Below are 20,517 nucleotides of genomic sequence, written 5' to 3'. Positions count from 1 at the left end.
TCGATTTCAGTTAAGTTATTGATTTGTAAAAACACACTTGTTTCATAATATTTCAGAGGTTTTTGCGGTCAATATCGCCATGTTCAAGATATTTGTGATGAATTAATGTTTTTTGCGCCATGTTTTCGCCAGATAAAGATCTGTATATGGTGAAAATACCTGCGCAACACTTCCTATACTGCCTGCGGCGTCTGCCTACCCGCACAGTTCAGCAAACCACAGCAGTTGGTTGGACTGCCCTGGAGACAGTCGCTCCGCGAAAGTGAGGGGGTGTCAGTGGGCCCTCTGTTTGCGTGCACCTAATAAGTCCAAGAATGAGAAAAGTGTAATGAATAAACAGTCGATCCAGATTGCGCTTGCGTACATGTCCGTGGTGATTGGTGGCGGCTTTGCCTCCGGGCAGGAGGTGCTACAGTTTTTCACCGGCTATGGGCTTATAGGCATTATAGGCACTCTGGTGAGTGGGCTGATGTTTGCTTTCCTCGGTATGCAGATCGCTCGAATGAGCTCGAAGATGCAAGCAAGCTCGCACAAGGAAGTTCTATACATCCTGTTCGGTGCTCGTCTCGGGTTGGTCGTTGACGTAGTGCTGTCTTTCTTCCTGTACGGCGTGGGTGTGGTGATGTTGGCCGGTAGCGGCTCGATCTTTGCCCAACAGTACGACCTGCCTCCGTTGTTTGGCGGTGTACTGATGTCCGTACTGGTAATCGCCACCCTGTGCATGAACGTCAAGCGCATCATCGATCTGATCAGCGCGGTAATGCCATTTCTGCTGGCGATGGTGCTGATCATCACCACCTACTCGATCTTCAGCTACAACGCCCCGATCGAGACCCTCGACGCAGTTGCACGGGAAAACAACGAAACGGTCACCGGTAACTGGTTTGTCGGCGCCTTGCTGTACGCATCGTTCAATATCGCCGTGGGCTTCCCGATGCTGGCGGTGATCGGTGGCATGACCAAGCAACCCAAGGCCGCGGCTCTGGGCGGCGTACTTGGTGGTCTGGGTCTGGGCGCGCTGATCCTGCTGTTGAATATTGGCCTGTTTGCCAACATCAACCAGTTGCAGGGCATCGAAATGCCGTCCCTGGCACTGGCGGGGCGCATCTCGCCGATCCTTTCGGTGGTGATGTCGGTGGCGCTGGTATGCATGGTCTACAGCACTGCGGTGGGAATGTTCTTTGCTTTCAGCGCGCGCTTCTCCAAGCCTGAAACGAGTCGCTTCAAGCTCATCAGTGCAGTGACTGTATGCGTGGGGCTGGGCTTGAGCCTGGGCGGTTTCAGCAAGTTGGTAGGCACTGTCTATCCGCTGCTGGGCTACGTCGGCTTCGCCTTGATTCTCGCTATTTGTTTCAACTGGGTGCGTGGCCGCTCTGCAGCCAAGGCGCAAAAAGCCGCACTGGACGCGGTGTCCTGACCCAGGTGCCGCCGAGCGCAGGTTCGGCGGCATCCCGAAGGCTTGTTCGGACTTGTACCCGAGCAAGCGTTCCCGGAGCAGAGGCCTTGGCCACGCTCATGTGAGTCAGCCCAGCTCTGCAAGTATCCGGTTCACATCCATGACACTGGCATAGTCCATCGCCATATTGGCAAGCGACAGCGCATGTACATCCTCGGCTGGCCAGAGCCGCCCCGTCAGGTCTTTCTGATCAAATGTATAACAGGCGCTGGCAGCCACGATCGTGTCAAAACCCAGGCAACCTGCTGCGCGCACAGTGGACTCCACGGAGTTGTTGGTAACGACTCCGGCGATGACCAATTGTTGAATGGAGCGTGTGCGCAGCCACCGCTCCAGGCCGGAGTTGGCGAATGCATCGGGTACGTTTTTTTCGACGACGTGCTCAAGAGCCAGCGGGGCAAGTGCATCCTGGAACTCGCAGCCTGTTTGTCCGGGCGAGAACACTGAGCCCGCAGTCCTGGAAATATGCCGGATATGGACAACCGGGCGTTGCGCCTGCCTCCAGGAATCCAGCAAGCGTTGTATGTTCAGCTCGGCATCCGGGTTGTTTCTACGGCCAAGTTTCGGGTCGGACATCCCTTTTTGCATATCGATGATGATCAATGCTGCATTGGCTTTGATAGAGGGCATGACCGTACCTCAGGCTGGAAATAGGAGGGTCATGCTAAGCGGGTTGTGGTGGTTGGCACCAGCGCGTTATAGGTCGCTGTCCTGGGTAAGGGTCTGTGGTTCGCCACGGGTAATCATCCACTTCAAGAGCGCGCTCACCGGCACCCGGTGGGTACGCTCGACCCATTGCACGCCTTCCTGGCTGTAATGCTCGATATAGCGGCTGAGTACCAGTTCTGCGCGGTCACTCGACAGCTGCAGGCTGGTTTCTCGACAGTGCAGGGCGGCGTTGGCACGTTTTACCAGGCGCTGCTCCAGGATCATGGGCGAGTTGTCAGGAGGCATGGGCTAAAACATTCTTGGCAGGAAAGGAGGTTGATCCTCGCACTCGCGGTTTGCCCGGATATGTCTGCTTTTTTGCCGTGCCGACACTTTATTGCCGAGTTGAAATATATGACGCAGCGCGCCGAATAGTTTTAGATACGTGTCCTTACAGAGCTTAAGTGATATGCGCCGGTGAGCAGTCTTTTGATCGTGGACGATGACCTTGAGGTCCTTGCGCTACTGAAGAAATTTTTTGTGCAACACGGGTATTCGGTGGAGGTGGCGACCGATGGCACTTCACTGTGGGCGGCGATGGCCCTTCAGCCGCCGGACCTGATCATTCTTGACCTGATGCTGCCTGGAGAGAACGGACTGATGTTGTGTCAGCGCCTGCGCCAGCAGTACCCCACGCCGGTCATTATGCTGACGGCCATGGGCGAGCTGAGTGATCGGGTGGTGGGGCTGGAAATGGGTGCCGACGATTACCTGAGCAAGCCTTTCGACGCCCGCGAACTCTTGGCGCGGGTACGTGCGGTGCTGCGCCGGGCCGGGCAGAGTCAGCCTTCGACCGGGCAGGTGCCGCGGCCGCTGATGAAGTTTGCCGACTGGCAGTTGGACCTTACCCGACGGGAACTGCGTTCGCCGGATCAAGTGATGATCCCGCTGTCGGCCGGGGAGTTCGATTTGTTGCTGGTATTTGTTGAACACCCGCAGCGCATTCTTACCCGCGAACTCTTGCTCGATCTGGCGCGGGGTTCGGGTCATGAAGCGTTCGACCGCAGCATCGACGTTCAGGTCAGCCGCTTGCGGCGCAAGCTGGAGTTCGACAGCAAAGGGGTTGAGATGATTCGCACCGTGCGTAACGTCGGTTACTTGTTTACCCCCAGTGTGACCCGGCAGTGAGGCGCTGGATTTCAGGTTGGCGCCTGCGTTCGCGCGACACCATAGCCCGCTGGATTGCCTTGACCACGATTGTCGCGATGCTCACGGCACTGGGGTTCAACGCGCTCTTTACCCAACTGGCAGGCGTCTGGGCCTATCCTCCGCTGGATGAGACCGGTTTGCTGGAAAAGATTTCCCTGACCACCAAGCTGATAGAAGCTTCAGAGGCCTCGCAGCGTGAACGTCTGGCTGCAGCCGTCACCGACCGCACTTCGAACATCAGTTGGCATGCCAGCCGCGAAGGCCTGGACTTACCGCAGGTTCCTGACGCGGTGCAGCGAACGCTCAGCCCGCTTACGCAGCGTCTGTTCAATAGCCCCGTGCGGCGACTCGAAGCCTACCAGCCCAGCGACTGGCCAGAGAAAAATGGTCACTACAGCCTGCTGGTGCAACTGACCGATGGTTCCTGGCTGATGTTCAGCATCCCGTCGCGCAGTTGGGGGTTGGGCCAATGGCAGCGCAACCTGATCCTGATTCTGTTGGTGCTGCTGTCCACCGCACTGGTAGCGCTGATCGCGACCCGCCACCTGGCCAGACCTTTGCAACAATTTGCCGAAGGCGCCCGACGCTTCGGTGTCGACTTTCGGGCGCCGCCCATCGAACCGATTGGCCCCAAGGAAATCCGTCAGGCAATTCTTGCCTTCAACGCGATGCAGGCACAGTTGCAGCACTTCATCAAAGACCGTACCCAGATGCTCGCGGCTATTTCCCATGACCTGCGCACGCCGCTGACGCGCATGCGCTTGCGCGGTGAATTTATCGACGATCCTGATCAACAGCAGCGACTGTTTCGCGATGTGGATGAGATGCAGGCAATGATTAACTCCAGTCTGGAGTTTTTTCGCGACGACGCCCGGCTGGAGCAGGCCACGCAATTTGATCTGGCAGAGCTTCTACAAACCCTGATCGATGACTATCGCGATCAGGCGATCGATATTGCCTTCAGCGGCCCTGCGCACCTTGTTTACTTCGGTCGCCCGCTGGGTCTGAAACGCGTTGTCACCAACCTGCTGGACAACGCCATCAAATACGCATGCGAGCCAGCCATAGAACTGAGCGGGGACGATGAGCAGGTGACGGTTGTCATACTCGATCGAGGCCCTGGGATTCCTGTGGAAAGCCAGGAGCAGGTGTTTGTACCCTTCTATCGACTGGAAGGGTCGCGCAATAAAAACACCGGTGGAGTAGGGCTGGGGTTGTCGGCAGCCAGGGCAATTGTGCTGGAGCACGGGGGGTCGTTAACCCTGAGCAATCGCAAGATTGGCGGCTTGCAAGTGAACGTGGTGTTAGCCGTGTTAAAGGGCGAAGGTCTGTAGGCAGTATCGGGTCAGCCCGTAATGCTGTTCACCCACGTTCGGTGTAGCCCCCACTGTGGGAGCGAGCCTGCTCGCGAACGTCTCAAGCACATCGCGCGCAGGCTGGCTCTCACAGAAGCACGGTTAACGGCTACTCAGCCCTTCAGAGCGCCGCAGCCACTCTTGCCCCTTTGCCCTGGGGCGCAACATCATGCAGGGATATCCGTGACGTCTCGGGCAACGCCAGGCCACCAACCAGGGCGAGCAGTGCAACTGCAATCAGATAGAACGCCGGCGACAGGTTGCTGCCGGTGGTGCTGATCAACCATGTTGCTACCAACGGTGCGGTGCCGCCGAACAGGGTGTAGGCCATGTTGTAGGTGATGGCTGAGGCGGTGTAACGGGTGCGGGTAGGAAAGGTTTCCGAGAGTAGGGCTGCGGTTACCACGCCGCACAACACCGCGCCAATCGCCAGCAACATGACCCCGACGATGGACGCCGCGAACCCACCGGAACTTGCCATCAGGAACGACGGATACACCGCGACAATCAGCAGGGCGCATGCCGTCACCACTGTCGCCCGCCGCCCGACGCGATCCGAGAACAACCCTGCCAGCGGGCATATTGCGGCGGCGAAGATCAGGGCAATCAGTGACACCAGCAATGCGGTAGCGCGACTCAGACCGCCTGCGACTTGCAGATAGGTCGCGAAGTAGGTGGTAAACATATAAAACGACAGCGCTGTCAGTGACACAAAGGCCCCCAGGCAGCAAATTGCCGCGCCATGGTTGCGCAAGGTTTCCTTGAGTGGGGAGTGGGCAACTGCATGTTCCTCCTTCACCGCCTGGAACGCCGGGGTTTCATCCAGCTTCCAGCGCAGGTAAAGCCCCACCAGCCCCAACGGCGCTGCAATCAGGAACGGCAGGCGCCAACCCCAACTGCCCATGGCCTCGGCCGATAATGACGCCTCAAGGGCGTAGGCCACCACAGCGGCGGCTGCAAAAGCGGAAAATGTCGACACTGGCAGAAAGCTGCCATACCAGGCCCTTTTATCGTTGGGCGCGTGCTCCATCAGGTAGGCACAGGCCCCTGCGTATTCACCGCCTGCGGAAAAGCCCTGGGCGCAACGGATCAGGGTCAGAAGAATTGGTGCCACGACCCCTATAGCCGCATACGTAGGCAGCACACCGATCAAGGTTGTGGCCCCGGCCATCAGCAAAATGGTCATCGCCAGGGTGCGTTTGCGGCCGATTCTGTCGCCCAGCATGCCGAAGAAAATCCCGCCCAGAGGCCGAAACGCGAAGGCCACGGCAAACACCGCGAAGGTCTTGAGTAACGCGGCACCGGAATCGCCGCTGGGGAAAAATTGCTGGGCAATGGTCGTGGCCAGAAAGCCATAGACGGCGAAGTCGAACCATTCGACAAAATTACCGATGGCGGCGGCGACAATTACCTTTCTCAGCGTTTTCGGGCTGACTTGCTCTGTAGACGCGCTTGTCATGCTGAACCTCGACCTGTCATCAGTAAGTCGTGATTATCGAGGCGGCAGCTAAATCGATTCGCTCCAAAAGTGTCATCGGCATAGTCAGCACCGACTTGTCCCTTGCCAGGCAAGCTTGATCAGGGCTGTGCGGACGCCGGGCATGTTGCCGTCGAACCGGGGTTGTCTACCCAGGCTGTTTTTTTCGAGAGGCTGGTCTTATCCAGTAGGGTGCTTAAAAAATCGTCGATGGGCATGGGCTTGGCGTAGAAGTAGCCCTGCATAAAGTCCACGCCGCACGCACCCAGATAGTCGCGCTGTTCTTCGGTCTCAATACCCTCGGCCAGAACCTGCAAATCCAGTTTGAGGGCCAGGTCCAGTATGGAGTCAAGGATGTGCACCGACAGGGCATCGGCCCCGATCATTGAAATAAAACTCTGATCTATCTTGATGAAGTCGACCTTGAAACGCTGCAAGTAGCTCAGGCTGGAATGGCCGGTGCCAAAATCATCAAGGGCAATTTTTACACCAAGGTCGTGGAGCCTTTCAATCAGCTGCAGCGCGGTGGGCGTTGGTTTTATAAGTTCTCGCTCGGTCATTTCCAACACCATGATGATCGCGCCAGGTTTGAATGCCCGCAAAAATAGAATGCAGTCATCGACCAAATCAAAATTTTCAAAATGCTTGGCCGAGACATTAAATCCCACATGAAAGGGCTGTTCCAGCCTTGACGCATAAGGTGCCAGTTGCTGTGCAGTCTTGTGCATCAGGCGTCGGGTCATGGCAATAATCAAGTTGGAACGTTCGGCCAGCGGAATAAAACTGTTAGGCGCAATGATTCCTTCATGAGGGTGGTTCCATCTGATCAGAACTTCGCAGCCCACCCATTTGCCGGAGGTTGAAGAAATAACTGGCTGTAAAAAGGGAATGAATTCATCAGCCGACAAAGCGCGCTGAAGTTCCATGCTCGGTGCCAGTACGCGGCCAAGCATCCAGTAGGTCAGTAGCCCGGTAAATATGCCCAATGCCAACAACAGCCCGAGAAGTACCGAATAGGTATCGAACGTATGCTTTACCAATGTGCCTGCCGGGTAGGCCGCATAGACGGTGAAACCGTATTCATTGGAGAGTAAGGTTTTGGGGGCTGTTGGAAAGTCTTTATAGGGCGGTGTATGGGTTATCCCATACTGAGTCATCCAGGTGTTACCGACTTGAAGTGACAAATTGCTGTGTTTATTGATCAGGTGCAAGGCATCTTGAATATGTCTGCCATCGATGCCCACCAGAACGCTTTTAGTGCCATGTTGAACCCTTAATATAAGCACTGATGTCTTGGGCCCGGGGCTGGCCTGGTCAACCAGGCGTAAACGGCCACGCAAGTAGTTTTGTGGGTTCACGGTCAGGTTTACATCTGTGCCATATAAAGAGCTGCAATAAACCTGATTGTCCATGGCCAGGTTTGTTGCACGCAAGAAGCGGTAGGTGGCGACGGCTTCCCGTAACTCCTTGGCAACTTCAGAGCAGGGCACTCCTGCGATGTTGATCAGTTCATTGGCTGCCGCCTCTGCCTCATTCAACATGACTGTTATCTGTCTGGATGCCTCGTGAGCGGCATTGTCTGATGTGCGCGACAAGTCAGAACTCGTCTTCAGGTAGACCAGAAGAGTCCCCAGCACTATGGGCAAAAGGCCGATGGCAAGAGCAATCAAAATGACTTTTTTCGAGGAATAACGTATTGCGCGATTCATGGAAATTCCTGCGAAATTCAGCCGGATAAAATACGCTCAAGGCAAGAGTTCGCGCCTGGAGTACAGCGAACGCATGAGCCAATATTAGCCTCTCAAGGCCACGAGCAACACCCGCAGGCCGTGGCTTTCAGGTGGGGTAAGGAAAAGTAAGAATGAGGAAACCTATATAAGGTTGCTGGCAGGTTGAGGGGGCAAGGCTATGTGACTATTGAACTGGAATTTGCCCCGGATGTTGAAGCATGGTTTCACTGAACGCAGTACCCATCGTGGGTAGAGACTTCGCTTTTAAAGCTGCCCAGGCTGTTCAGGGAACAGCGGAATTCAGAAATGTCGACTTTCGTAATGCCTTGCGGTTTCTCGATGTGCTGACCCGCAAAGGTCGCCTGCTGAACGTCAGTGATCGGGATAATGTGGTCCGCCAGATAGCCGCTCATATTTGCCGGTGCGGGACCTACCCACCGCTGGTGGTGTTTGCGCAGTACAGCCTGGCACTGACCAATGTGGTGACGTTTGTCACCTCCTCAAATATGGAGTTTTTCAAAGTCACTGAAGTGATCAGGCGCTTGCTGCGGGTTCTGGCCAAGGCAAGAACCGAGGATATTTCGCTCTATGACTCTGGTGATGTCAGTGGTTTCTCATTGTTTGTTCGGCGCGAATTTAAACGGGAGACCAAGTGGGTAGGGGCATATGGGTACCCGTGCACAACAGCACTCAGGTTGGAACGTGGCAAACACCCGTCAGAATATTGTTGATGTTGTAGTAATACTCGACATCAGAGAATCGTGAAAAAGTTATTAGCCCACCTTCCAGTCCGCGGCGCATAAAAAGTGCATGCTTGCTGCTGTTGTCGCTTTCAAAAACGGTTGCGCTCAGGGTTTTAAACAAGAAGCGGGAGGTGTCCAGTTTCTCAAAGTTAACCTGGAGCCTGCGATTGTATAAAAATGATTGCTGTTCCGGGTTTTTCAGGTTGAAGTAAAGGTATATTTCACCTGCGTCCATATTGATGGACATATCACCTTTGCCGGTCCAGCGCAGGCCATCATCTGACGAGTAGACAAAATCGATAGAGGCGTAGCACTGCGCCTGAGGCGTGTCCTCATGGTAGGTGTAAGCCTGCAGGGCGATCAGCGTGCCAAACACCATGATAGAGGCCAGGCTCAGCCATAGGGTTATTTTTTTTGTTCGATGATGAGGTAATTTGTACATAACGCCTCTCCTTTACTTTCCGGCTTTTCGCAGCTGACTAAAAGTTCAGACAAGGTTTTTTTAACATAATAGTTAGTCCCGGACGTGCCCGCAGAGGGACCAAATATAGCCATGCCGGAAACGATATCGCCAAGGGCGGTTTTATCCCCCAGTTCGACAAACAGCTTCGATTGTCCGGTGTCCGATAAAAGCCGCCACCGTTCGAGTTGGACAGGTTTACTAAAAAGCATGAAAGCATAATAGGCGGGCAGGGCAATGCCTAAGAACAGTGCCAGGTAAAAAAGATGTTTTCTGACAAAGTGTTTTCTAATAGTTCTGGGTGGGGGCGGTGAGGCAGTTGGGGGATGTTCCATGGTTGCTGGCGTTGTGACCGTGTTGTCATTTTCAAGCGCTGCTGTTATTGGGGCTGAAGGCGATGTTTCGCTGACGTTTGGGCAACTCTCGGTCGCCGTGTTATCGGGCAGTTCGTATGGAGGTTCATGCCCATGCGTATCGGCGTTATTTTCACTGGATGTTTTTTCTATTGTTAATAACAAAACAACGCCGCGTCGGGGCAATGTTTTTAACACGGATCTGTCGAGTCCAACTTCCGAGAGATAATGCCTGAGGGTGTGAAGCGCCTTGTAGTAACTGCTGTCCGATACGATCAGACCACGATCTCCCCAGACGCGTCGGATTAAATCTTCTTTGTCAGTCACGCCCTCGATCAGGGCTAATAGCAAATGGCCTTCATTGCTGGTGAGGGTAGTTTGCAGGGGAGAGTTACGCAGTAAAAGCTTCTCATGATCATAGGTGCATTTGACCGTAGTTAATGCTGTTGAAGTTTCACGGTCGCCCTGCATCTTATGTACCTTTGATATTTTCCTGTACAAGAAGATCATAGAGGTACGCTATGAGTCAAGTCTGCTTGTAGGAAATTTCCTATCCGTCTCGTTGGGTCGTTTGTTTGGGGTGCTCAAAAGTTGAAAGTAAGTTTGAGTAAGGTGTTTTAAGGCGGGGAGGTATTGTGAGTAAGGTACGGTGAGGCATTTAATGGGTAGAATGGTTATATTGAAAGCTTAATTTTTAATCTAAAATTGAGCGTCGTTACGTTTGATATATGTGAACTAAGGTGTGATGTTGTGACGCATGTTTTTTCAGTGATGGTGCTTGTGTTTAGTTTCGGTCTCACCGGTTGTACTGCCAGTGATTGGATTCACGCGGCGGGGAGTGTCATGCACGCTCAGGAGGCCTACGATAAAAAGTCGCGCGGCGACAGAATCAAAAGAGCCAATTCAGCGGCTGCGCGTATAAACCGTTAGCGGGCAAACTTCCTGGCCGCAATCACACACATAATCACCACCGCAGTAACGCCAAACATGCCCATGCTTACTGTTTCATGCAGCACTGTGGCTGCCAGCGCCAATCCAAAAAAAGGTTGCAGAAGTTGAAGCTGGCCAACTGCAGCAATCCCGCCTTGGGCCAGCCCTCGATACCAAAATACAAAACCAATCAACATGCTGAAGACTGATATGTAGGCCAAGCCAAACCAGGCGGGAGGGCTGATGCCTGTGAATGAAGTGGGGGCCCACAGCCATGCCAGTGGTGCCATCAGCGGTAGCGAGAGCACCAGTGCCCAGGAAATCACCTGCCAACCGCCCAGCGTGCGGGACAGCTTGGCTCCTTCGGCATAACCAAGGCCACATATCAGCACTGCCAGCAGCATCAGGATGTCACCTTCGGGGGCAGCCGTAAGGCCCTGGGAGAAGGCGTAGCCCACCACAAAAGCGCTGCCCAGGACTGAAAACAACCAGAATGCTGGCCTGGGTCGTTCCCCTCCGCGCATTACAGCGAAAGCTGCTGTGGAAAGTGGTAACAGGCCCAGAAACACAATGGTATGTGCCGATGTCACATGTTGCAGGGCTAGCGCTGTCAGCAGGGGGAAGCCGATTACCACGCCAGAGGCCACGATCAGCAGGGGTAGCAGATGGATGCGCTGCGGCCGTCTGGCCTTGAACAGCCCAAGCAAGGCTAACGCAAGCACACCGGCAATACTGGCGCGTGCCAGGGTCAGAAACACCGGATCAAACTCCAGCACCGCCACCTTGGTCGCGGGCAGTGAAGCGCTGAAAATAACCACGCCGATAAACCCGTTGATCCAGCCGCTCAGGTTCTTTTCAGAGGTGGGGTTTTGCAGGTTTGAGGTACGTTCCATCGAGTCTCACACTCAAGGCTGATCGGGGGATTGCATGCAGCACATCCTATGGCTGATGATTAATGACAATCAAAATATTGTCATGGATACAAAGCCCGATGTCTCGATCCCGCTACAAGTCGCTGGTTGACGCATTTGCAGTTGATATCCGCTCAGGGCGATTGCCTCCGGGCACGCGCTTGCCCACTCACCGCCAGCTTGCCGCCAGCGAAGGGTTGGCGCTGGTCACGGCAAGCCGGGTTTATGCAGAACTTGAGGCCATGGGACTGGTCAGCGGAGAAACCGGGCGTGGCACCTTTGTCAGGGAGACCTCGTTGCCTCCCGGTCATGGTATCGACCAGCCCGACGTGACAGCCGGGATGCTCGACCTCAACTACAACTATCCCTCCTTGCCTGGCCAGGCCGACATGCTGCGCACCGCCTTGCGGCAATTGGCGTTGTCTGGCGACCTGGAGTCGTTGTTACGCTACCAGCCCCATGGCGGCCGCTTGCACGAGCGGGCATCGGTGGCGCGGCACTTGAGCGCGTGCGGGCTGAATGTACCTGGCGAACAGGTATTAATCGTCAATGGCGCGCAGCACGGATTGACCGTGGCGTTGATGGCACTGTTACAGCCCGGCGATGTGATCGCGGTCGATGCCTTGACCTACCCAGGCTTCAAGGCTCTGGCGCTCGCATTGCATCTTGAAATCCTGCCGATTCCAACCACAGAAAGCGGCCCGGATCTGGAGGCCCTCGCCAAGCTTTGTCGCAGCCGCTCGGTGCGTGCGGTGTATTGCATGCCGACTTTGCATAACCCGTTGGGTTGGGTGATGAGCCTTGAGCAGCGAGAGCAGTTGGTCGCGATTGCTCGCAAGCATGACCTGCATATTATCGAAGACGCGGCCTATGCGTTTTTGGTCGAAAACCCTCCGACACCTTTGGCCGAATTGGCGCCGGAAAGGACGGTCTACGTTTCTGGATTTTCCAAAAGTGTCGCAGCAGGCTTGCGCGTAGGTTTTATCGTCGCGCCTGCGGAAAAAGTCGGGGTTCTGGAACGAATCATCCGGGTCACCGCCTGGAATGCACCTGGCGTGATGACAGCGATCACCAGCGCTTGGCTCGACGATGGCACTGTAAGCCGCCTGGAAGCACAGAAGCGCAAAGACGCACAAGCACGGCAGCTTATCGCTGACGAACTATTGGCCGGGATGCACACTGTTCGCCACCCTTCGTCCTACTTTGTCTGGCTGCCTTTATCGGAGGACGCTAGAGCGGATCAGGTCGCGGCGGCATTACTGCGCGAACAAGTATCGGTCTCCACCGCTCAGCCGTTTGCGACATCAGCCCATGTACCCCATGCCATCAGGCTGGCGCTGGGATCGGTGGGCATGGCTTCACTGCGTGAAGGCCTGGCAAAAGTGAGGCGGGTGGTTGAGGCCCATGCCTGGGCGTGAACTTATGCCATGGGCGGCAAGCGGCGCTTTACCGGGCTCTTCTTGATAATCGCCGTATTGGTTTCGGCGTATGCATTCAGGTCATCGAGCAGGCTGTCCAATTGCTCGATTGAACGGACATGCAGGCGGGCGATAAAGCAGTCTTCCCCCGTGACCTTGTCGCATTCGGTGAACTGCGGGGTGTTCTGGATCTGGCGTTCTACCTCCTGCAACTGGCCGGGTAGCGGTCGAATCCGAATGATCGCCTGGAGCTGATAACCGAATGCCTTGGGATCAATATCCACGGTATAACCAGTGATCACTTTGCGCTCTTCCAGCTTGCGTATCCGCTCGGCGACGCTGGGCGAGGACAACCCGCTGATGCCAGCGAGGGTCTTCAGGGAGCTACGTGAATCTTCCATCAAGGCACTAATCAAAAGCTGATCAATCCCGTCGTTCATTTCTTGCTCCTTAGGCAAAATCGGCAGAATGCCTCAACACTAAAGGCAAATATACCGACTCGCCTTTTTTGGATTATGGAGCTGCCTGTGTCGGGATTGCCATACTGTTTCCTACTTTAAAGGGGGCAGTTATGGACAAGACAGTGCAACGCGGTTCGCTGGAAATGGTCGCCGCCATGTTGATCTCCGGGACAATTGGCTGGCTGGTTCTGCTCTCCGGGCAAGCGGTGCTGGATGTAGTGTTTTGGCGCTGTGTATTTGGTGCAGCCACGTTGCTGGTGATCTGTGGACTGATGGGGTTTCTGCGCCCCGGTTTGTTGAATCGCCATACCTTTGGATTGATCGTGCTGAGCGCAGTGGCCATCGTCGCCAACTGGGTGCTGTTGTTTGCTTCCTACTCACGCGCCTCCATTGCCATCGGCACCGCCGTGTACAACGTCCAACCGTTTATTCTGCTTGGTTTGGCGGCGTTGTTTCTCGGCGAAAAAATCACCCTGCAAAAACTGGCCTGGCTGGCGGTGTCCTTCGTCGGAATGCTGGCCATCGTCAGCGCTCATCAGGGGCAAGGGGAGAGCGGCAATCAGTACTTGCTGGGGATTGCCTTGGCATTGAGCGCAGCGTTGATGTATGCCGTGGCCGTACTGATCATCAAACGTCTGCGCGGAGTGCCGCCGCACCTGATCGCGCTGATCCAGGTCAGCACCGGAGTACTGCTGCTGGCTCCAATGGCCAATTTCAGCGAGCTACCAGCTGGCACACAGGCCTGGAGTTCTTTACTCACTCTTGGTGTAGTCCATACCGGCTTGATGTACGTACTTCTCTACGGAGCAATCCAGAAACTGCCCACGGCACTGATCGGAGCACTGAGCTTTATCTACCCCATAGCTGCAATTTTTGTCGACTGGTTTGCCTTTGGCCATCGGCTGGGGTTGCTGCAATGGGTGGGTGTTGTGGCGATTTTGGTTGCCGCGGCAGGGATTCAGTTGGGGTGGCGAGTGGGTGGGAGGCGGGTTGTGGTTCAGTAAAGGATTAAGCGCTCGGCATCTCGACTCTTTCCTACGGCAGGCACATTCTGCTTACGTTGTCGGGTAAATTTCCCTACCGTGTGTGCCTACGTGCAGATTCATAAGGATAGGGTGATGTCGGGCGGATGGAGTGACAAGGAGCTAGCGGCGTCGGTTGAGGCATACCGGGCAATGTTGGAAAAGCAGGCAGCAGGACAAAAGTTTGTTAAGGCTCATATTTATCGTGGCTTAGCCGAGCGTTTTGGTCGCGATGAGGGGGCTTTTGAACGCCGAATGCAAAACATCTCCGCCATCTATGATGCGAGGGGCCTGGAGTGGGTTAAAGGACTAAAGCCGCAAAAAAATATCGGTACAGCCATCAAGTCTATATTGATTGAAATGATTGATTCGCTACCGGGCCTCAGCCCAGCAGCTCAGGAGCTGGCAGTAGCCGAAACCCAAGCCGAACTAGAACACGCCTTCGATCCCCAAAATATTGAAGACGCGAGAAACCGAGTGGCTGCAAGTATTGTTCGTCGTCGCGGGCAGGCTGCGTTTCGTAAGAAGTTATTGGCGGCTTATGCCGAGCGCTGCGCAATCACAGGCTGCGATCAACCGGAAGTGCTGGAGGCTGCGCATATTCATCCCTATAGGGGGCAGCAGACCAATGCCGTCGCCAACGGTGTCTTGCTTCGCGCCGATCTGCATACGTTGTTCGATTTGTATCTGATTGCCATTGAACCAGACACTCGCCTTATTCGCTTGGCTCCGGCGCTGAGTAAATCGGACTACGCCCAATACGAAGGCATGCCACTCAATACACCAGTATCGCCCTCAGCGATGGCCAGTACTGAAGCGTTGCAGTGGCATGCGGATCGTTGCTCCTGGCTTAAATCCCCGAGCGACTCATCGGACTGATCATCCGCACTCCCAAACTCAGGGCCTGGGTCACCAGTGCTCTGAGGTCCGCTGTGTTTTCGTCCTTGATGCTCTGCGCCAGCTTTTCGCCGAGGGTGGGGGCGGTATCTGTGCCTTCAGGGTAGGCGCGCAAAATCAGTAGCCCGCTGTTGGTCAGTACTACTTCGTAGAACGCAACGCCTGACATGCCGTCGAAGTGGATATAGCCGATGTCGGCCAGCCATTTGACGGTGGCCAGAAACAGGTTTTCTTCTTTCTCCAAGGCTTCGCGGTTGCTGTCGCCAAGGGTTTTGTAGTCGATAAAATGCTCGGCAGTGAGGGTGATCGGCAAAGGGAAGTTGCGGTACAGATGGCCCAGGATCAATCCGGTATAGCAGTCGAACAGTTCAATATTGTTGGACGGCAAGGCGGTGAATGAATGGACGTTCTTGTCTTTGAGGTGACTGGCTAATCCTTTGAACATGCGAACCTCTGTCAGTTGAGTCTGTTTGCCGTGACTGAAAAAACTTACCCATTGGTATAGCACAGCCACAATCATCGAACCTGACTTGCAGCAATTGTTACAAGGTTATGCAGAGAGATGGGAAAAAGCCTAAAAAATCAGATGGATAACTGGCTATTTAAAATCAGACTGCTATTACTGATGGGCGCGATCACGTGCGTATAGCCGCTTGCTACCCGGTTTGGGCGAGGCTATTTATTATCAGGAGGATGGATGTCAAAGCCTGCATGGATGCGCAACACCTTGGTGGCGGCTGCTTTGCTCAGTGTACTGGCAGCGCCTGCTTATTCATCGCAGGACCGCACCCTGCAACTGGCCATTGGCGATGAGCCCACAGAAGGTTTTGACCCGATGTTGGGTTGGAGTCATGGCAGTTACCTGCTGTTGCACAGCCCATTGCTCAAACAGAATGAAGATTTGTCCTGGAGCAGCTTTCTGCTCAGCGACTATAAGACCAGTGACGACGGCAAGACCTGGACTCTGAAGCTCAAACCCGACTTGAAGTTTTCCGACGGCTTGCCGTTAACGGCCAAGGATGTGGCGTACACCTACAACAATGCGGCGGCCAGCGGTGGCAAGGTCGACATGGGCAACTTTCTCAAGGCCGAAGCGGTTGATCCGCTTACTGTGCGTATTGAGCTAAAGGCCCCGCAAAGCACCTTCGTCAATGTGCTCGGCTCGCTGGGTATCGTCTCTGCGGATAAATACGACGCCAAAACCTACGCGCAAAAACCGATTGGCGCAGGGCCTTATCGACTGGTCAGTTATCAGCCGGGCCAGCAGTTGATTGTTGAGGCCAACCCGTACTACGCGGGGCAGAAAAACGATTTCAACAAGTTGGTGTTTGTCTTCCTCGATGAGGACAGTGCATTTGCTGCCGCGCAAAGCAAGCAGTTGGGCATTGTGCGTATTGCGCCTTCGCTGGCCGTAACGCCGGCGGCGGGCATGAAGTTGTGGGTTCGTCCTAGCGTGGAAAACCGTGGCATCGTGATGCCAACCATCGCTTCAGGCAAGAAAGACGCTCAGGGCTATCCCATAGGTAATGATGTGACGGCCGATGTCGCCATCCGCAAAGCCATCAACTACGCCATCAATCGTCAGTTGCTTGCCGACCAGATTCTCGAAGGTCACGCTATCCCGGCGTATACCGGCGTCCAGGGCTTGCCGTGGGATAACCCGGATGCGGCCTTCAAGGATGGCGATATCGCCCGGGCCAAACAGATTCTGGATGAGGCCGGTTGGGTAGAAACCGCCAGCGGTATCCGCGAGAAAAACGGCCTGCCAGCCAAAGTCACCCTGTGGTACGCCAGTGGTGATGCCACGCGTCGTGATCTGGCCCAGGCCGTGCGTTCGATGCTCAAACCTGTCGGCATTGACGTGGACTTGAAATCCGGCAGCTGGGAAACCGTTGAACGCAACATGCACGCCAACCCGACCCTGTTTGGCTGGGGCAGCCTTGACCCGATGGAGCTTTACCATCACTACAGCAGCAAGGCGGCAGGCGTTGAGTACTACAACCCCGGCTATTACAAAAATCCATTGGTTGACCAGCATCTGCAGCAAGCGCTGGATGCGCCGACCTGGCAGCAGGCTGTGCCGTTTTGGCAGCAAGTGGAGTGGGACGGCAAAACCGGCGTGGGGGTAAAAGGCGATGCAGCCTGGGCCTGGTTGCTCAACGTACAGCACACCTACCTGACAGATGAATGCATCGACCTGGGCAAGGGCGCCCCGGAAATTCACGGTTCCTGGTCGTTGCTCAATAGCGTTGACGGCTGGAAGTGGACCTGCAAGTGATACGCGGTCTCTCGTTGTTTGTTGTGCGTTTACTGGGCCTGCTGCTGGTAACGGCAGCGGGCACCTTTGTCTTGCTGAGTTTTTCGCCGGTGGACCCGATTCGTGCCTATATCGGCAACGACTTGCTGCACGTGCCCCCTGAGCAATATCCGTTGATTGCTGCGCGCTGGGGGCTCGACCTGCCATTGTGGGAACGTTTTTTGCGCTGGTTCGGGCAAATGCTGCAAGGCGATTTCGGCTACTCGATGCTTTATAACGCACCGGTCTCGCAAGTGATTGGCGAGCGCTTTGCTACCTCTTTTGCGCTGCTGTTTTCGGCGTGGCTGTTTTCCGGCATCGTTGGCCTGGCGATGGGCCTGACAGCGGGGCGTTACTTGAATCGCTGGCCGGACCGGCTGATCTCAACCTTGTCCTATGTGCTCGCGTCGATGCCAACCTTCTGGATTGGCTTGCTGTTGCTGTCACTGTTTGCCGTGACCCTGAATTGGGCGCCGATCTGCTGCGCCTGGACCCCAGGCAGCAATGCTGAAACCGCAACCTGGGGTGACAGGCTCAGGCATTTGATTCTGCCCATGCTGGCACTTGGGGTGTTGGGCGTGGGCAATATCGCCCTGCATACCCGCTCGCGGGTCGCTGAGGTCATGAACAGCGAATTTATTCGCTATGCCCATGCCCAGGGCGATAAAGGTTGGCCACTGATCAATTTCCACATTCTGCGTCACGCGGTGACCCCCGCCCTATGCCTGCAATTTGCCTCGGTGGGGGAGTTGATTGGCGGCTCGTTACTGGCCGAAAAAGTCTTCGCCTATCCGGGCCTCGGGCAGGCCACAATTGATGCCGGTTTGCGCGGTGATATTCCGTTGCTGATGGGGATTGTGATGTTTTGTGCCGTGCTGGTGTTTACCGGCAACAGCATCGCCAACGCGCTGGTATTGCGCCTCAACCGTGGGGCGGCGCGCCAGATATGACTTACGACCCGAATCGCGCCTTGCTCAGGCTTTGTCTTTCGCTGCTGCTGTTGCTGGGATTGATCGTCTACGGCATTTCGATCATCAATATCGATGTTTCCATGGACTTGCTGGCCCGGCGCCTGCCGCCATCGGCCGAGTACTGGTTTGGTACTGACAGCCTCGGCCGTGACCTGTGGTTGCGGTGTTTTCAGGGGATGACCACCAGCCTGCAGATCGGCCTGACCGCCGCCTTCAGCAGCGGCTTTTTGGCGATGCTGGCCGCCAGTTTGTGCACAGTGAACAAAACCCTCGACTACCTGATTCGCGGGCTGATCGACAGCATGTTGGCGCTACCGCATTTGTTGTTGCTGGTATTGATTTGTTTCACCCTGGGCGGCGGCAAACAGGGGGTGATCCTGGCAGTGGCGCTGACCCATTGGCCGCGACTGGCTTTGATCCTGCGTGGCGAGATCCTGCGGATACGCGAGACTGACTTCGTGATGCTCTCGCACCGTCTGGGCAACAGCAGCTTTTATCGCTGGCGCCATCACTTGCTGCCGTTGCTGTTGCCGCAGTGGATCATCGGCACCTTGTTGATGTTCCCCCACGCGGTCTTGCATTCGGCGGCGTTGAGTTTTCTGGGTTTTGGCCTGGCGCCACATGACCCGTCATTGGGCCTGTTGCTGGCCGATGCGCTAAGGTATTTGAGCAGCGGCGCCTGGTGGCTGGCATTTTTCCCGGGTTTGATCCTGGTGGGCCTGGTACTGGTTTTTGACCAATTTGCACGGGCATTGCAGCAGCTCTGGATAAGGATTACCTGATGCTGAAATTCGACCAGTTTGCGATCGACGTTGCTCACTACCATTGGCTGGGGCACAAGACCTGGCATCCTCTGCTGAGCAATATTTGCCTTGAGGTTCACCCCGGCGAACTGGTGGCGCTGGTGGGCTCCAGCGGTGAAGGTAAAAGCCTGCTGCTGCAAAGCACCTTGGGCTTGTTGCCTGAAAACATGCGCTGCCGGGGTGACATTATGCTCGACGGGCAGGTACTGGGGGATGCCAGCAAGGTCGATCAGCGCGGTAAAACCGTGTGTTACGTGCCCCAGGGTGTCAGTGCCCTGAACCCGCTGATCAAGCTCGGACCGCAATTGATGCGGGCAGCCCAATTGAGCGGGGTCAAGCTGGGGCTGGACGATGTGGCTGAGCAACTTCGCCGCTACCGCTTGCAGCCGGAATTGATCAATGAGTTTCCGCGCACACTATCTGGCGGGATGGCCAAGCGCGTTCTGGCCAGTAGTGCGGCCCTGACCCATGCGCGCTATATCCTGGCTGACGAGATCACCTCGTGGCTGGATGACGACCATGCCTGTCAGTTGCTGACTCACCTCAAGAGCTTTTGCCTGCAGGGGCGCGGGATTTTGTGGGTCACCCATGATCTGGCGCTGGCGGCGCGCTTTGCCGATAGGATCGCGGTGTTGCATCAGGGCCAATTGCACGAAACCCTGAGTGCGCAAGAATTGCGCGAAAACGGCGGCAGCCCTTGGCTGCAGTCGCTGTGGGCGGCGTTGCCCGAGCAGCAGTTCTTTGCGCGCAGGGTGCCGGAATATGCTTGAGGTCCAGCAATTAAGCATTGTTCAGGATGGCCACCGGCTTTGGGATGCGGTGTCATTCGAGGTCAGACCGGGGGAGCGTCAAGGCATCTCTGCACCTAGCGGCTACGGCAAAACTACCCTCGGCCGAGTGCTGGCGCAATGGCAGTCGGCAACCTCGGGCAGTGTCCGTGTGGGCGGCAAACCACTGTCGAAAAAGGGCTATTGCCCGGTCCAACTAGTACCGCAGCATCCCGAGCAAACGTTCAACCCTTACCGCACCACGGGTGAAAGCCTGCGCGATGCCTGGTCGCCGGATGCCGATTGGCTGAAGCGTCTGGCGGTAAACCCTGGCTGGTTGGCACGCCGTCCGGACGAATTGTCGGGCGGGGAGTTGGCACGTATCGCCTTGCTCAGAGCATTGGACCCACGCACCCGTTACCTGATTGCCGATGAAGTGACGGCGCAACTGGATGCACATATTCAGGCGCAGGTCTGGCAAGTGTTGCTGGAAGAAGCCAAGCACCGAGAGTTGGGGTTGATTGTGTTCAGCCACAACAAGGCGTTGCTGGAGAAGGTGTGTTCGAATATCTGGTATCCGGGTAGAACCGTTTCTTCGTAGCCGCTGCCG

Annotated in this window: 21 protein-coding genes; 12 read left to right on the top strand and 9 right to left on the bottom strand. The window is 55.7% G+C overall.

Annotation, left to right across the window (positions count from 1 at the left end; genetic code table 11):
* Positions 1-328: 328 nt before the first annotated feature.
* The gene (locus tag N7D90_RS15450; protein WP_261738825.1) at positions 329-1,417 is read left to right on the top strand and encodes a hypothetical protein; all 1,089 of its coding nucleotides are present in this window, start codon (positions 329-331) and stop codon (positions 1,415-1,417) included.
* A 105-nt stretch (positions 1,418-1,522) separates the two neighbouring features.
* Here N7D90_RS15450 and N7D90_RS15445 read toward each other — a convergent pair whose 3' ends face one another.
* Both N7D90_RS15445 and N7D90_RS15440 read right to left on the bottom strand, forming a co-directional pair.
* A complete protein-coding gene (locus tag N7D90_RS15445; RefSeq protein ID WP_261738824.1) occupies positions 1,523-2,086 on the bottom strand; it encodes a cysteine hydrolase family protein in 564 nt (187 codons plus the stop codon).
* 66 nt (positions 2,087-2,152) lie between these two features.
* The gene (locus tag N7D90_RS15440) at positions 2,153-2,410 is read right to left on the bottom strand and encodes a hypothetical protein (RefSeq protein WP_261738823.1); all 258 of its coding nucleotides are present in this window, start codon (positions 2,408-2,410) and stop codon (positions 2,153-2,155) included.
* A gap of 171 nt (positions 2,411-2,581) precedes the next feature.
* On the opposite strand from N7D90_RS15440, the gene N7D90_RS15435 reads away from it, so the two are divergent.
* The gene (locus N7D90_RS15435) at positions 2,582-3,292 is read left to right on the top strand and encodes a response regulator (protein ID WP_261738822.1); all 711 of its coding nucleotides are present in this window, start codon (positions 2,582-2,584) and stop codon (positions 3,290-3,292) included.
* 77 nt (positions 3,293-3,369) lie between these two features.
* Positions 3,370-4,647: an ATP-binding protein gene (locus N7D90_RS15430; RefSeq protein WP_261742458.1), complete on the top strand. Its 1,278-nt coding sequence runs from the start codon at positions 3,370-3,372 to the stop codon at positions 4,645-4,647.
* A 142-nt stretch (positions 4,648-4,789) separates the two neighbouring features.
* Here N7D90_RS15430 and N7D90_RS15425 read toward each other — a convergent pair whose 3' ends face one another.
* Both N7D90_RS15425 and N7D90_RS15420 read right to left on the bottom strand, forming a co-directional pair.
* Complete coding sequence (locus N7D90_RS15425) at positions 4,790-6,127, bottom strand: MFS transporter (RefSeq protein ID WP_261738821.1); 1,338 nt, start codon at positions 6,125-6,127, stop codon at positions 4,790-4,792.
* Positions 6,128-6,246: 119 nt separating this feature from the next.
* Positions 6,247-7,854: an EAL domain-containing protein gene (locus N7D90_RS15420; protein ID WP_261738820.1), complete on the bottom strand. Its 1,608-nt coding sequence runs from the start codon at positions 7,852-7,854 to the stop codon at positions 6,247-6,249.
* Between the two features lie 239 nt (positions 7,855-8,093).
* Between N7D90_RS15420 and N7D90_RS15415 the strand changes: the two genes are divergently transcribed.
* Entirely contained in the window at positions 8,094-8,606 is a 513-nt protein-coding gene (locus N7D90_RS15415) for a hypothetical protein (protein WP_261738819.1), read from the top strand.
* Here the strand turns inward: N7D90_RS15415 and N7D90_RS15410 are convergent.
* The 3 genes from N7D90_RS15410 to N7D90_RS15400 form a co-directional block, all read right to left on the bottom strand.
* Complete coding sequence (locus N7D90_RS15410) at positions 8,566-9,060, bottom strand: hypothetical protein (protein ID WP_261738818.1); 495 nt, start codon at positions 9,058-9,060, stop codon at positions 8,566-8,568. The genes N7D90_RS15415 and N7D90_RS15410 overlap by 41 nt on opposite strands.
* Positions 9,024-9,902: a transcriptional regulator gene (locus tag N7D90_RS15405; RefSeq protein WP_261738817.1), complete on the bottom strand. Its 879-nt coding sequence runs from the start codon at positions 9,900-9,902 to the stop codon at positions 9,024-9,026. Before N7D90_RS15405 ends, N7D90_RS15410 begins: the two co-directional genes overlap by 37 nt.
* A gap of 455 nt (positions 9,903-10,357) precedes the next feature.
* Positions 10,358-11,254 carry a DMT family transporter gene (locus N7D90_RS15400; RefSeq protein ID WP_261738816.1) on the bottom strand — a complete coding sequence of 299 codons (897 nt, stop codon included), beginning with the start codon at positions 11,252-11,254 and terminating at the stop codon, positions 10,358-10,360.
* 98 nt (positions 11,255-11,352) lie between these two features.
* Here N7D90_RS15400 and N7D90_RS15395 point away from each other — a divergent pair, with 98 nt between their 5' ends.
* Positions 11,353-12,690 carry a PLP-dependent aminotransferase family protein gene (locus tag N7D90_RS15395; protein WP_261738815.1) on the top strand — a complete coding sequence of 446 codons (1,338 nt, stop codon included), beginning with the start codon at positions 11,353-11,355 and terminating at the stop codon, positions 12,688-12,690.
* A 2-nt stretch (positions 12,691-12,692) separates the two neighbouring features.
* Here the strand turns inward: N7D90_RS15395 and N7D90_RS15390 are convergent, their stop codons facing one another.
* On the bottom strand, positions 12,693-13,130 hold the full coding sequence (locus tag N7D90_RS15390) for an Lrp/AsnC family transcriptional regulator (protein ID WP_261738814.1): 438 nt from the start codon (positions 13,128-13,130) through the stop codon (positions 12,693-12,695).
* 131 nt (positions 13,131-13,261) lie between these two features.
* Between N7D90_RS15390 and N7D90_RS15385 the strand changes: the two genes are divergently transcribed.
* Complete coding sequence (locus tag N7D90_RS15385) at positions 13,262-14,155, top strand: DMT family transporter (RefSeq protein WP_261738813.1); 894 nt, start codon at positions 13,262-13,264, stop codon at positions 14,153-14,155.
* A gap of 114 nt (positions 14,156-14,269) precedes the next feature.
* Positions 14,270-15,052, top strand: a complete 783-nt coding sequence (locus N7D90_RS15380; RefSeq protein ID WP_261738812.1) for an HNH endonuclease — start codon at positions 14,270-14,272, stop codon at positions 15,050-15,052.
* Here N7D90_RS15380 and N7D90_RS15375 read toward each other — a convergent pair.
* Positions 15,024-15,515 (bottom strand): hypothetical protein, encoded by a 492-nt coding sequence (locus N7D90_RS15375; RefSeq protein WP_261738811.1) that lies wholly within the window; start codon positions 15,513-15,515, stop codon positions 15,024-15,026. The genes N7D90_RS15380 and N7D90_RS15375 overlap by 29 nt on opposite strands.
* A 252-nt stretch (positions 15,516-15,767) precedes the next feature.
* Between N7D90_RS15375 and N7D90_RS15370 the strand changes: the two genes are divergently transcribed.
* The 5 genes from N7D90_RS15370 to N7D90_RS15350 are packed head-to-tail and all read left to right on the top strand — an operon-like array spanning position 15,768 to position 20,508.
* Positions 15,768-17,348 (top strand): ABC transporter substrate-binding protein, encoded by a 1,581-nt coding sequence (locus N7D90_RS15370; RefSeq protein WP_261738810.1) that lies wholly within the window; start codon positions 15,768-15,770, stop codon positions 17,346-17,348.
* The gene (locus N7D90_RS15365; protein WP_261738809.1) at positions 17,345-18,316 is read left to right on the top strand and encodes an ABC transporter permease; all 972 of its coding nucleotides are present in this window, start codon (positions 17,345-17,347) and stop codon (positions 18,314-18,316) included. Before N7D90_RS15370 ends, N7D90_RS15365 begins: the two co-directional genes overlap by 4 nt.
* On the top strand, positions 18,313-19,119 hold the full coding sequence (locus tag N7D90_RS15360; RefSeq protein ID WP_261738808.1) for an ABC transporter permease: 807 nt from the start codon (positions 18,313-18,315) through the stop codon (positions 19,117-19,119). The genes N7D90_RS15365 and N7D90_RS15360 overlap by 4 nt, the downstream gene beginning before the upstream one ends.
* A complete protein-coding gene (locus N7D90_RS15355; RefSeq protein ID WP_261738807.1) occupies positions 19,119-19,910 on the top strand; it encodes an ATP-binding cassette domain-containing protein in 792 nt (263 codons plus the stop codon). Before N7D90_RS15360 ends, N7D90_RS15355 begins: the two co-directional genes overlap by 1 nt.
* Complete coding sequence (locus N7D90_RS15350) at positions 19,903-20,508, top strand: ATP-binding cassette domain-containing protein (RefSeq protein ID WP_261738806.1); 606 nt, start codon at positions 19,903-19,905, stop codon at positions 20,506-20,508. Before N7D90_RS15355 ends, N7D90_RS15350 begins: the two co-directional genes overlap by 8 nt.
* The last annotated feature ends 9 nt before the right edge of the window (positions 20,509-20,517 follow it).

Origin of the sequence: Pseudomonas fragi (assembly GCF_025426255.1) — a bacterium.
GTDB lineage: Bacteria > Pseudomonadota > Gammaproteobacteria > Pseudomonadales > Pseudomonadaceae > Aquipseudomonas > Aquipseudomonas kulmbachensis.
Note: the sequence above shows the minus strand (reverse complement) of the source record. Positions and strands in the feature narration are given on the sequence as shown.